The sequence below is a fragment of the Streptomyces sp. NPDC003016 genome (genome assembly GCF_053591455.1).
Map to the genome: position 1 here is coordinate 56,035 of NZ_JBSFTV010000010.1, position 12,382 is coordinate 68,416.

Annotated in this window: 11 protein-coding genes and 1 pseudogene; 5 read left to right on the forward strand and 7 right to left on the reverse strand. The window is 70.4% G+C overall.

Translation table 11 applies throughout. From position 1 onward, the window contains the following. Positions 1–275: 275 nt before the first annotated feature. The 5 genes from ACWDZ4_RS10880 to ACWDZ4_RS10900 all read left to right on the forward strand — a co-directional run bounded on the left by ACWDZ4_RS10880 (position 276) and on the right by ACWDZ4_RS10900 (position 4,873). A complete protein-coding gene (locus tag ACWDZ4_RS10880) occupies positions 276–1,325 on the forward strand; it encodes an ABC transporter ATP-binding protein (protein WP_451508190.1) in 1,050 nt (349 codons plus the stop codon). Continuing rightward, positions 1,315–2,223 (forward strand): ABC transporter permease, encoded by a 909-nt coding sequence (locus ACWDZ4_RS10885; protein ID WP_451508080.1) that lies wholly within the window; start codon positions 1,315–1,317, stop codon positions 2,221–2,223. The genes ACWDZ4_RS10880 and ACWDZ4_RS10885 overlap by 11 nt, the downstream gene beginning before the upstream one ends. Then, entirely contained in the window at positions 2,220–3,131 is a 912-nt protein-coding gene (locus ACWDZ4_RS10890; RefSeq protein ID WP_451508081.1) for an ABC transporter ATP-binding protein, read from the forward strand. Before ACWDZ4_RS10885 ends, ACWDZ4_RS10890 begins: the two co-directional genes overlap by 4 nt. 18 nt (positions 3,132–3,149) lie before the next feature. Next, entirely contained in the window at positions 3,150–3,869 is a 720-nt protein-coding gene (locus tag ACWDZ4_RS10895; protein WP_451508191.1) for an ABC transporter permease, read from the forward strand. 278 nt (positions 3,870–4,147) lie between these two features. Beyond that, complete coding sequence (locus ACWDZ4_RS10900; protein ID WP_451508082.1) at positions 4,148–4,873, forward strand: hypothetical protein; 726 nt, start codon at positions 4,148–4,150, stop codon at positions 4,871–4,873. Positions 4,874–4,904: 31 nt separating this feature from the next. On the opposite strand, the pseudogene ACWDZ4_RS10905 reads toward ACWDZ4_RS10900, so the two are convergent. The 7 genes and pseudogenes from ACWDZ4_RS10905 to efeB form a co-directional block, all read right to left on the reverse strand. Beyond that, a pseudogene (locus ACWDZ4_RS10905) lies at positions 4,905–5,258 on the reverse strand (DUF488 domain-containing protein); the annotation flags it as partial. A 13-nt stretch (positions 5,259–5,271) separates the two neighbouring features. After that, a complete protein-coding gene (locus ACWDZ4_RS10910; protein ID WP_451508083.1) occupies positions 5,272–6,543 on the reverse strand; it encodes a CynX/NimT family MFS transporter in 1,272 nt (423 codons plus the stop codon). Between the two features lie 33 nt (positions 6,544–6,576). Next, the gene (locus tag ACWDZ4_RS10915; protein ID WP_451508084.1) at positions 6,577–7,251 is read right to left on the reverse strand and encodes a FadR/GntR family transcriptional regulator; all 675 of its coding nucleotides are present in this window, start codon (positions 7,249–7,251) and stop codon (positions 6,577–6,579) included. A gap of 222 nt (positions 7,252–7,473) precedes the next feature. Next, positions 7,474–8,292: an HAD family hydrolase gene (locus tag ACWDZ4_RS10920; protein ID WP_451508085.1), complete on the reverse strand. Its 819-nt coding sequence runs from the start codon at positions 8,290–8,292 to the stop codon at positions 7,474–7,476. Further along, entirely contained in the window at positions 8,289–9,566 is a 1,278-nt protein-coding gene (serS, locus tag ACWDZ4_RS10925) for a serine--tRNA ligase (protein ID WP_451508086.1), read from the reverse strand. Before serS ends, ACWDZ4_RS10920 begins: the two co-directional genes overlap by 4 nt. Positions 9,567–10,134: 568 nt before the next feature. After that, the gene (pheA, locus tag ACWDZ4_RS10930) at positions 10,135–11,070 is read right to left on the reverse strand and encodes a prephenate dehydratase (protein ID WP_451508087.1); all 936 of its coding nucleotides are present in this window, start codon (positions 11,068–11,070) and stop codon (positions 10,135–10,137) included. A 41-nt stretch (positions 11,071–11,111) separates the two neighbouring features. Further along, positions 11,112–12,380, reverse strand: a complete 1,269-nt coding sequence (efeB, locus tag ACWDZ4_RS10935) for an iron uptake transporter deferrochelatase/peroxidase subunit (protein ID WP_451508088.1) — start codon at positions 12,378–12,380, stop codon at positions 11,112–11,114. Positions 12,381–12,382: the final 2 nt, after the last annotated feature.

Below are 12,382 nucleotides of genomic sequence, written 5' to 3' on the forward strand. Positions count from 1 at the left end.
CCGCACGTGCGGCAGATCGTCGTCGAACCGGAAACCTGACACTGACGAATGTGACCATGCCCGGCGGCGAGGTCAAGGGGCCGACCGTACCTGTGGAAAACCAAGGCGGAAACGAGCCTTCGAACCGATCTTCGAAACGGCCTCCGAACCGGTCCTCGGAACAGCCTCCGAACCGGCCTTCCCCTACGGGTCCGTACGCCTGGAGGCGGACACCGATCCAGCCTCCAGGTCTGACGCCTCCTGTGGTGTGCGCCACTACCTTCGAAGACGTGACTGTGATCGCGACCGAAAGCCTGAGCAAGCGGTTCCCGAGGGTGACCGCTCTTGACCGGCTCTCCCTGGACATCGGACCCGGCGTGACCGGTCTGGTGGGCGCCAACGGAGCCGGCAAGTCCACCTTGATCAAGATCCTGCTGGGTCTGTCCCCCGCCACGGAGGGCACGGCCGCCGTGCTCGGCCTCGACGTCGCCACCAGCGGCGGCGCCATCCGCGAGCAGGTCGGCTACATGCCCGAGCACGACGCGCTGCCGCCCGACGTCTCGGCCACCGAGTTCGTCGTCCACATGGCACGCATGTCGGGGCTTCCGCCGACCGCCGCCCGTGAGCGCACCGCCGACACGCTGCGCCACGTCGGCCTGTACGAGGAGCGCTACCGGCCCATCGGCGGCTACTCGACCGGCATGAAGCAGCGCGTGAAGCTGGCCCAGGCCCTGGTCCACGACCCGAAGCTGGTGCTCCTCGACGAACCGACCAACGGTCTCGACCCGGTCGGCCGCGACGAGATGCTCGGCCTCATCCGCCGCGTCCACACCGACTTCGGCATCTCGGTGCTGGTGACCTCGCACCTCCTCGGCGAGCTGGAGCGCACCTGCGACCACGTCGTCGTCGTCGACGGCGGCAAGCTGCTCCGCTCCAGCTCCACCAGCGACTTCACGCAGACCACCACCACCCTCGCCGTCGAAGTGACCGACAGCGAGGCCCACCCGGACGGCACCCGCGCCCTGCGCGAGGCGCTGACCACCGCGGGAGTGACGCTCCACGCGCGCGGGGAGGACGGTCTGCCGGGCGCGGGCCACATCCTGCTCGTCGAAGCGACCGGCGAGGAGACGTACGACCTGGTGCGGGACGCCGTCGCCGGCCTCGGGATCGGGCTCGTACGGATGGAACAGCGCCGCCACCGCATCGCGGAGGTCTTCCGCACAGGCACAGAAACAGAGACAGGCACAGGCACAGGCACAGGCGCTCACGCCGCATCGGACGCCGGGGCCGCCCGCGAGCCCTTCGCCGCCGTACAGCAGAAGGGAGGCGGCCGCGATGGCGTCTGACCTCACGACACCGCCGGTCACCGACCCGACCCGTATCCACAACATCGGCTACCGGTCGTACGACGGACCGCGCCTGGGCCGGGCGTACGCACGCCGCTCACTCTTCTCGCAGTCCCTGCGCGGCGCGTACGGCCTGGGCCGAAGCGCCAAGTCCAAGGTGCTGCCGATGATCCTCTTCGCGGTGATGTGCCTGGTCGCGGCGATCATCGTCGCGGTCGCCGTCGCCACCCCCGGCATGACGGACCTGCCGCTGGAGTACACGCGGTACGCGATCGTCATGCAGGCCGTCATCGGCCTCTATCTGGCCTCCCAGGCCCCGCAGTCCGTCTCGCGCGACCTGCGCTTCAAAACCGTCCCGCTGTACTTCTCGCGCCCCATCGAGCGCATCGACTACGTCCTCGCCAAGTACGCCGCGATGGCGTCGGCCCTCTTCATCCTCACGGCGACCCCCCTGGTGATCCTGTACGCCGGTGCGCTGCTCGCCGAATTCGACTTCGCGGACCAGACGAAGGCGTTCGCACAGGGGCTGGTCTCCGTGGCACTGCTCTCCGTCCTCTTCGCCGGCCTCGGCCTGGTGATGGCCGCCCTCACCCCGCGCCGCGGCTTCGGCGTGGCCGCCGTCATCGCCGTACTGACCATCTCGTACGGCGCGGTGTCCACGGTCCAGGTGATCGCCTGGGAGCAGGGTTCCACCGGGGCGGTCGAATGGCTCGGCCTCTTCTCGCCCCTCACGCTGATCGACGGCGTGCAGACCGCCTTCCTCGGCGCCGCTTCCGCCTTCCCCGGAGGGGAGGGCCCCTCGGCCGGCAGTGGCGTGGTCTACCTGCTGGCCGTCCTCGCGCTCGTCCTCGGCTCGTACGCCGTGCTGATGCGCCGCTACCGAAAGGTCGGGCTGTGACCACCATCGACATCGACCACACCTCGCGCTGGTTCGGCAACGTGGTGGCCGTCAACGACGTCACCATGCGGGTCGGCCCGGGTGTGACCGGACTGCTCGGCCCCAACGGCGCCGGCAAGTCCACCCTGATCAACATGATGGGCGGCTTCCTCGCCCCCTCGACCGGCGCCGTCACCCTCGACGGGAAGCCGATCTGGCGCAACGAAGCCGTCTACCAGGAGATCGGCATCGTTCCCGAGCGGGAGGCGATGTACGACTTCCTCACGGGACGCGAATTCGTCGTCGCCAACGCCGAGCTGCACGGCCTCGACGCACGGGCCGCACAGAAGGCGCTCGCGACCGTCGAGATGGAGTACGCGCAGGACCGCAAGATCGCGACGTACAGCAAGGGCATGCGCCAGCGCGTGAAGATGGCCTCCGCCCTCGTCCACGACCCGTCGGTGCTGCTCCTGGACGAGCCGTTCAACGGCATGGACCCGCGTCAGCGCATGCAGCTGATGGATCTGCTGCGGCGGATGGGCGAGGAGGGCCGTACGGTCCTCTTCTCCTCCCACATCCTGGAGGAGGTCGAGCAGCTGGCCTCGCACATCGAGGTGATCGTGGCCGGACGCCATGCCGCCTCCGGCGACTTCCGCAAGATCCGCCGCCTGATGACGGACCGCCCGCACCGCTATCTCGTACGGTCCAGCGACGACCGCGCACTCGCCGCCGCGCTGATCGCGGACCCGTCGACGGCGGGCATCGAAGTGGATCTGGCGGAAGGGGCCCTGCGCATCCAGGCCGTCGACTTCGGCCGGTTCACGGCGCTGCTCCCGCAGGTCGCCCGCGCGCACGGCATCCGGCTGCTGACGGTCTCACCCTCCGACGAGTCGCTCGAATCGGTCTTCTCCTACCTCGTAGCGGCCTGAAAGGAGCTTGCAGCGATGATCTACGAACCCACAGTCGCCCGGCTCACCTACCGGGCCCTCCTCGGCCGCCGCCGGGCCGCCGTCCTCTTCGTCCTGCCGGCCCTGCTGATCGCCATCGCGGTCGCGGTACGGCTGCTCACGGGGGCGGACGACCAGATCGCCTCCGACGTCCTGGGCGGCTTCGCGATCGCCACGATGATCCCGCTGATCGGCGTGATCGCGGGCACCGGCGCGATCGGGCCGGAGATCGACGACGGCTCGATCGTCTACCTGCTCGCCAAGCCGGTGAAGCGGTCCACGATCATCTTCACCAAGCTCGTCGTCGCGATCGCCGTGACGATGGCCTTCTCCGCGATCCCCACGTTCGTCGCGGGGATGATCCTCAACGGCAACGGCGGCCAGATCGCCATCGCCTACACGGTCGCGGCCCTGGTCGCCTCGGTCGCGTACAGCGCGCTCTTCCTGCTGCTCGGTACGGTCAGCCGCCACGCGGTGGTCTTCGGCCTCGTCTACGCGCTGGTGTGGGAGACCCTCTTCGGCAGCCTCGTCCCGGGCGCGCGCACGCTCAGCGTCCAGCAGTGGGCGCTGTCCCTGGCCGAACGCATCGGCGAGAACGGCACGATCACCTCGGACGTAGCCCTGCCGACGGCGACGATCCTGCTGGCGACGGTGACGGTGGCGGCGACCTGGTACGCGGGCCAGAAGCTGCGCGCCCTCAAGCTCGCCGGCGAGGAGTAACCGCCGTAAGCGGAACGCTGTCGTCCGTCAACCCCCGCCCGGTGGGCGGGGGTTGACGTGTTTCCGCGTAACTGTACGTTTATCGGCTCGTTGTTCCCTGTGCGTGGAGGCACCTGGAATCTGATACGTCGAGCGTTCGTGAATCCGGGGATTGCCGGTACCGGAACGGATCCGGGCCGGTCACCAGAGTGAGTAGCCACCTTGAGCGTCCTCCGCCCCCCACCAAGCCCGGGGACAGGGCTGCCCACCGTCGGCTTCCACGAGCGAAAGGCACTCCCGTGCCGTCAGAAGTCACCCTGCTCGAATCGCGCGCCATGCGCGACGAGTATCTGGTGCGCGTCGACGTCCTCGACAAGGTCAAGGCGCTTGTCATGCTCCCGGACGGAATGTACGTCCGCACAGAGGACGTGGCCCGGTACTCCGAGGTATCCACAGAGGTCCTCAAGAAGGTCGTCCAGCGGCATCGCGCCGAACTGGACGAGAACGGGTTGCAAGTCCTGCGAGGCGATGACCTGCGCAGCTTCCATAGGGACATCTTGTCCCTATGGAGCGACGACCTGGGGACAAGTTATCCACAGGCGGCCACCCAACTCACCCTCCACACCTGCCGCACCGTCCTCAACATCGCGATGCTTCTTCGCGACAGCGACATCGCCCGGTGCGTCCGCACGTACCTCCTCGACGCCGAGGAGAACGGCTGGCGCGCGGGTTACGCCTCGCTCGACCAGCGCGTCACCAAGGTGGAGTCGCACCTCGACACGGTGGGGCGCGTGCTCCAGGAACTGGGCCCCGTCATCCACGGGATCTCGCTACGGCTCGACCGGCTCGACCGGCGGCTCGACGCGACCAGCCAGGTGGTCGGAGCCATGAGCAACCGGCTCTGCGATCTGTCCGACCACATGCGCCGCATGGAGGACCGCATCGACCGCAGGCTGGACGACGTCTCGCACCGGCTGAGCGCACTGGAGCGCGGTCGGGGCGGAAAGAGGCGTAAGCGCCGCTGATGCGCGGCCGTCGCCGAGGACCTCGGGCCGGCAGCAATCGCCGCAGTACGGCGGTGTGGCTGCGGTCCGGGTCCTTGGCGGCGGTGAGCAGGGTGAGCCGGCTCCCCTTCGCGAGGTTGCGGCGCAGGTCGTCCAGGGCCGCTGCCGCCCCGGGGGCGGCGAGCTCGGATTCGTAGCGCCGGGCGGACTCCTCGAAGTCGCCGGAAGAGGCGTGGTACCAGCGGCGCGGTTCCGTCGACGGGGTGAGGGCCTTCGGCCACTCGTCGACCTCCGCCGCCTCCTTGCTCAGGCCGCGTGGCCACAGCCGGTCCACCAGGACGCGCGTACCGTCGTCGGCCGACGGCGGCTCGTACACCCTGCGCACTCTCACGTCGGGACGGGTCACGAGGACCAGCCTGCTACACCTTCCGGTCGCGCGCCGCGAACAGCCCCACCGCCAGGGCCGCCGCGCACACCCCCAGCATCAGGGCGATCGGCAGCGTCCAGCTTCCCGTCGCCTCGTAGACCGCGCCGGCCGCCAGCGGGCCCACCGCGGCCAGCAGGTAGCCCACCGTCTGCGCCATCCCGGACAGCCGGGCCGCCGTCACCGCGTCCCCCGAGCGCAGCACGATCAGCGTCAGCGCCAGACCGACCGCACCGCCTTGGCCGACGCCGAGCACCGCGGACCAGAGCCAGGCACCGGCCACCGGGGCGGTCAGCAGGCCGGCGTAACCGGCCGCGACCATGGTCGTGACCACGACGACCAGCGGGCGCTGACTGCGCATCCGGCCGGCCAGCAGCGGTACGCCGAACGCGCCCGCGACCTGGATGAGGTTGTTGAAGGCGAAGACCACACCGGCCGTGGAGCGGCTCATCCCGTGGTCCGTGAAGATCGTCGGAAGCCAGGCGATCAGGACGTACGTCCAGAGCGACTGCAGCCCCATGAAGAGCGTCACCTGCCACGCGAGCGCCGACCGCCACACACTGCGGGGGCGGTCACCGCCGCTGCCCGCCGGTACGACCCGTACCTCATGACCCGTACGGCCACGGGCGATCAGTACCTGCGGCAGCCACGCCACGGCGGCGACCACGGCGAGCAGCGACCAGAACGCAAGCGACGCCTCCCAGCTGTCGCCGAACGCCTTCTCCAGCGGCACCGAAGCGGCCGCCGCGACCGTCGCGCCCGCGATCATCGCGCCGGTGTAGACCGACGTCATGGAGGCGGCTCTGCCCGGGAAGTCGCGCTTGATCAGGCCCGGCATCAGGACGTTGAGCAGGGCGATCGCCAGCCCGATCAGCAGACTGCCGCCGTACAGCGCCGGGATGCCGGGCAGCACCCGGACCACAATGCCCACGCCCAGCAGCAACAGCGCGCAGAACAGCACCGCTTCGGTGCCGAACCGCCGTCCCAGCCACGGCGCCACCATCGCGCCCACGCCGAGGAAGAGCACCGGCACCGACGTCACCAGGCTGGTCGCCGTCGACGACAGCCCGAACGTCTCGCTGATCTCGCTCACCAGCGGCGACGCACTCGCCAGCGCCGCCCGCATGTTGACGGACGCGAGCACGATCCCGATCAGCAGCACCACCGGACGGGCGAGCAGAGCCCGTCTCGCGGCGGCCCCTTGGGGCGACGGCCGTACGTCGGCCTCGGCGTCCAGGAGGAGTTGACCAGAATCCGGGCGTGACAAAACAAGCACCTTTCACAGGGGGTGAGGACAGGGTCAGCGGGTGATCAGGGACGTCACCACGTCGATCGGCACCTGGAGGACCGCCCGTGCGGCCCGTTCCGCCGCCGCCGGGCCGCCGCTCTCGATCGCGTCGATCAGCGCCGTGTGCGCGGCCAGGTCGATCGGCGGCATCTCCTGGTCGCCGAGCGAGGCGACCAGCGTCTCGTGCACCTGGGCGGAGAAGAACCGGTAGACCTCGGTGAACGCGGCGTTGTGCGTCGCCTCGACGATGCCGAGGTGGAGGGCGAGGTCGGCGTCGGCGGCCCGGTCGCCCTGCTCGTGCAGCTCGGCGAGGGCGTGGCGCAGCGTGCGCAGATCCGCCTCGTCGCGTCGTACGGCCGCCAGCCTCGCCGCCCCGGCCTCCAGCGCGACCCGCAGTTCCAGTACGTCCAGTACGCCCGCGTGCCGCATACCGCGCAGTACCGCCGCCGGGTCCGCGGCCGAGCGTACGAAGGTGCCGTTGCCCTGGAGCGATTCCAGGAGCCCGGCGTGCACCAGCACGCGTACCGCCTCCCGCACCGTGTTGCGGCCGACGCCGAGCTGTTCGGCGAGCTCGTGCTCGGTCGGGATCCGGTCGCCGACGGCCCACTCGCCCTCCGCCAGCTGGGCCCGCAACTGTTCCACGACGGTGTCCACCAGGGACTGCCGTCCCGCCGCCCGCAGCGCCATGCCCGCCTCCGATTCGCTGGCCGCTCACTGACTCGCTGGTCACTGGCTCACTGGTCACCGAACAATTCGCCCGGTTGCCCAGTCATCCTACAACTCCGAATATGGGGTGGCGCCGCCCGGCGCTCCCGGGCACAGTGGTGACGTACACCTCACGGGGGAAGGGTGTTGGCCGGTGACGTACCGACCCGGCCAACACTCGCCATGTGCCACCCGCCACCGGCCTCAGCCGGACAGCAGCTGCTCGAGCACCACCGCGATGCCGTCGTGGTCGTTCGACGCCGTGATCTCGTGCGCCACGGCCTTGAGTTCGTCGTGCGCGTTGGCCATCGCCACGCCGTGCGCCGCCCAGCCGAACATCGGGATGTCGTTCGGCATGTCGCCGAAGGCGATCGTGTCCGAGGCCCTGAGCCTCAGCCGCCGCGCCGCCAGCGACAGGCCCGTCGCCTTGCTCAGGCCCAGCGGGAGGATTTCGACCACGCCGGGACCCGCCATGACCACGTCGACCAGGCTGCCGACGGTCTGGCGCGCGACCCGGGCCAGCTCGTCGTCGTCCAGGTCCGGGTGCTGGATGTAGACCTTGTTCAGCGGCGCCGACCACAGCTCGGACGGGTCCTCGAAGGCGACGTACGGAAGCGGGCCTTCCTGCACCCGGTAGCCCGCCCCGACCAGCACTTCGCCGTCCAGGCCGTCGCGGCTCGCGGCGATCGCCAGCGGGCCGGTCTCCGCCTCGATCTTGGCGAGCGCCAGCCCGGCCAGCTGCCGGTCCAGCGTCACCGAGGTCAGCAGCCGGTGTTCGCCGGCGTGGTAGACCTGCGCGCCCTGGCCGCAGACCGCGAGACCCTCGTAGCCCAGATCGTCCAGGATGTGCCGGGTCCACGGGACCGCGCGCCCGGTGACGACGATGTGGGCCGCGCCCGCCGCCGTGGCGGCGGCGAGCGCTTCGCGCGTACGGGCCGAGACGGTGTCGTCGGAGCGCAGCAGCGTCCCGTCGAGGTCGGTCGCGACGAGCTTGTACGGGAACGGCTGGGAAGCGGTGCTCACTTGGAGAGGGGCTCCAGGATCTCTCGTCCCCCGAGGTACGGCCGCAGGACTTCAGGGACCCGCACCGAGCCGTCGGCCTGCTGGTGGTTCTCCAGGATCGCCACGATCGTGCGCGGAACGGCGCACAGCGTGCCGTTCAGCGTCGCGAGCGGCTGCACCTTCTTGCCCTCGCGCATCCGGATCGACAGCCGGCGCGACTGGAACTCCAGGCAGTTCGACGCGGACGTCAGCTCGCGGTACTTGCCCTGCGTCGGGATCCACGCCTCGCAGTCGTACTTGCGGGAGGCCGAGGCGCCCAGGTCACCACTGGCCACGTCGATCACCTGGAACGGCAGCTCCAGCGACGACAGCCACTGCTTCTCCCACGCCAGCAGCCGCTCCAGCTCCGCCTCGGCCTCGTCCGGGGCGACGTACGAGAACATCTCGACCTTGTCGAACTGGTGCACCCGGAAGATGCCCCGGGTGTCCTTCCCGTACGTACCTGCCTCGCGGCGGAAGCACGGCGAGAAGCCGGCGTACCGCAGCGGCAGCTTGCCGGCGTCGATGATCTCGTCCATGTGGTACGCCGCGAGGGGGACCTCGGAGGTGCCGACCAGGTAGTAGTCGTCCTTCTCCAGGTGGTACACGTTCTCGGCGGCCTGGCCGAGGAAGCCCGTGCCCTCCATGGCGCGGGGCCGGACCAGCGCGGGCGTCAGCATCGGGACCAGGCCGGCCTCGGTGGCCTGCGCGATCGCCGCGTTGACGAGGGCGAGTTCGAGGAGCGCGCCGATGCCGGTCAGGTAGTAGAAGCGCGAGCCGGACACCTTGGCGCCGCGCTCGACGTCGATCGCGCCGAGCGCCTCACCGAGCTCCAGGTGGTCCTTGGGCTCGAATCCCTCGGCCGCGAAGTCGCGCGGGGCCCCGACGGTCTCCCGTACGACGAAGTCCTCCTCGCCGCCCACGGGGACGTCGGGGTGGACGATGTTGCCGAGCTGGAGCAGCAGCCGCTTGGACTCCTCGGCCGCCTCGTCCTGCTCGGCGTCGGCGGCCTTGACGGCGGCGGAGAGTTCGCCGGCCTTCTTCAGCAGCTCGGCCTTCTCGTCTCCGGAGGCCTTGGGGATGAGTTTGCCGAGCGACTTCTGCTCGGAGCGGAGTTCGTCGAAGCGGACGCTGGACGACCTGCGCCGCTCGTCGGCGGAGAGGAGAGCGTCGACGAGGGCGACGTCTTCTCCACGGGCGCGCTGGGAGGCGCGAACACGGTCGGGGTCCTCACGGAGCAGGCGAAGGTCAATCACCCCACCAGGCTACCCGCGACCGCTTCCGCCGCTCGACTTGCTCTCGCATTGCATGGCGCTTTGCCCGTATTGCCCAAATATGGACGGTGGTGGCGGAGCGCTTCGGTCGTCTGTCGACGCGCGTCAATAAAACATGCCCTATTGCCCGAAACGGGGCACTTTCCTCCGGTCGGCTTGACGCTTCTCCCTTGCGCGGGGCGGGAGTTGACGAACAAGTTGTCCACAGGGATGTGCGCCCCCCGTGACTTATCCACAGGCTGTGCGAAAGATCTGTGGACACCGGAAGAGATCCTTCCGAAAGGCGGGGAGAGTGGAGGATTCCTTGTCCAAACCCACTTCACACACTCATTCGGGTGGTAATTACTCGCTCTAAAGTGTTGATCAATGGAATTGAGGTGACAACGCTCTGCCTGCCCACACCGCTGCACTGTGGAAGGAAGCGGGTCGTCCGAGCCGCTTTGTCGACGATGTCGGGATGCGTTGTCGACTTGTCCCCAGGGCGAGAAGCGACCCTGTGGATAACTTCTGTGGGTAACACGGGTGTCGGCGAGGGGGACCGCCCGGCCGGTCAGACCCGCCCGTCCTGGCTCCGCGCCAGCCAGTCCGAGGCCGCCACGAACTCCGCGTCCGAGGTCCCCGGCCGCAGCGCCCGTACGTCCTCGGCCGTCACACCGGCCCGCGGGTACGACCCGAGGAACCGCACCTTCGGGCAGATCCGCTTCAGCCCCATCAGCGCCTCGCCCACCCGCCGGTCCGAGATGTGGCCCTCGGCGTCCACCGCGAAGCAGTAATTGCCGATCCCCGCACCCGTCGGCCGCGACTGGATCAGCATCAGGTTGACCCCGCGCACCGCGAATTCCTGGAGCAGCTCGAGCAGTGCGCCCGGGTGGTCGTCGCCCAGCCACAGGGCCACCGACGTCTTGTCCGCTCCGGTCGGCGCCGCCGGCCGCGCGGGCCGCCCCACCAGCACGAAGCGCGTCTGCGCGTTCACTGCGTCGTGGATCTCGGTGACGAGCGGTACGAGGCCGTACGTCGCCGCGGCGAACTCCCCCGCGAAGGCCGCGTCGTACCGGCCCTCCTGCACCAGCCGGGCCCCGTCCGCGTTCGACGCCGCGGACTCCCACAGCGCGTCGGGGAGGTTCGCCGCCATCCAGTTGCGCACCTGCGGCTGGGCGGCGGGGTGCGCGGTGACCGTCTTGACGTCACTGAGCTCCGTACCCGGACGGACCAGCAGCGCGAAGGTGATCGACAGCAGCACCTCGCGGTAGATCATCAGCGGTTCGCCGGACGTCAGCTCGTCGAGGGTGGCGCTGATCCCGCCCTCGACGGAGTTCTCGATCGGTACGAGCGCCGCCGCCGCCTCCCCGCCCCGCACCGCGTCGAGGGCGGCCGGTACGGACACCATCGGGACGAGCTCCCGGGTGGCGGCTTCCGGGAGCGTACGGAGGGCGACCTCGGTGAAGGTGCCTTCGGGACCGAGATAGGCATAGCGCGTGGCCGACATACGGTCACCCTAATGCGCCGTACGGGACGCGTGCCGCGCCCTCAGGACTCCAGCAGCCGCTGCCCCACGTACTCCCCGTCCCGCGCACCGCCCGGCACCGCGAACAGCCCGCTCGCCTCGTGCCGGATGAACGGCGACAGCGCGTCCCCCCGGTCGAGCTTGCGCTGCACCGGGACGAAGCCGCGCAGCGGGTCCGCCTGCCAGCAGACGAAGAGCAGTCCCGCGTCCGGCGTACCGTCGGCGGCGATCCCGTCGTGGTAGGAGAACGGCCGTCGCAGCATCGCCGCGCCGCCGTTCTGTTCGGGGGCGGAGATGCGGGCGTGCGCGTTGGCGGCGATGACGGGCTTGCCGTCGGAGCCGGTCTTCTCCAGGTCGGGTTCGGTGGTCTCGCTCCCGCCCGTCAGCGGCGCTCCGTCGCTCTTCCTGCGCCCGATGACCCTCTCCTGGTCGCCGCGCGCCAGCTTCTCCCACTCGTCGAGGAGCATCCGGATGCGGCGTACGACGGCGTACGAGCCGCCTGCCATCCACCCGGGCCCCTCGCCGCTCCCGTCCGCCGGTACGAAGATCCGCCGGGCGAAGTCGGCCTCGGACGGTTTCGGGTTGCCCGTCCCGTCGACCTGTCCCATCAGGTTGCGGGTGGTCATCGGCTGCGCGGTCGCACCCGGGGAACGGTTGAAACCGTCCATCTGCCACCGCACCCGGGCGGCTTCCCCCGCCTCCTTCTGGATCGCGCGCAGCGCGTGGAAGGCGACCAGGGCGTCGTCGGCGCCGATCTGCACCCACAGGTCACCGTTGCTGCGCCGCGTGTCCAGGTGGTCGGAGGAGAAGTCGGGCAGCGGGTCGAGCGCGGCGGGGCGCTGCTTCTCCAGGCCCGTACGGCCGAAGAAGGTGCGGCCGAAGCCGAAGGTGACGGTCAGCGAGGAGGGCCCCGCGTCCAGCGCCACCCCGGTGTCGGCTTCCCCGGACGGCTCGCCCGCCGTCATCCTCCGCGCCGCCGCCGACCAGCGCCGCAGCAGGGCCGCGGCCTCCTTGCGCCCGGCGCCCGGCGCCAGGTCGAAGGCGACGAGGTGGCCGCGGGCCTGGAGGGGCGTGGTGATGCCGGCCTGGTGCTCGCCGTGGAAGGGGACGGCGGTGGAGCCGACGGACGCCAGCGCCTTCGCCTCCCCGTCGCCCCCGCCGGAGCCCGAGGCCGCGGCGTATCCGGCCGCTCCGCCTCCGGCGCCGAGCACGAGGCCCGCGGCGCCGGCCGCGCCCGCCGCCCCGAGCAGCCGCCTCCTCGGGATGCCGTTGTCGATGTCGCTGTCACTCACGC

Excerpts from the sequence above, each read along its gene's own strand:
- ACWDZ4_RS10885 (WP_451508080.1), top strand. The coding sequence starts at position 1,315 with ATGGCGTCTGACCTCACGACACCGCCGGTCACCGACCCGACCCGTATC.
- ACWDZ4_RS10915 (WP_451508084.1), bottom strand. The coding sequence starts at position 7,251 with ATGGCGCTGCGGGCGGCGGGACGGCAGTCCCTGGTGGACACCGTCGTG.
- pheA (WP_451508087.1), bottom strand. The coding sequence starts at position 11,070 with ATGTCGGCCACGCGCTATGCCTATCTCGGTCCCGAAGGCACCTTCACC.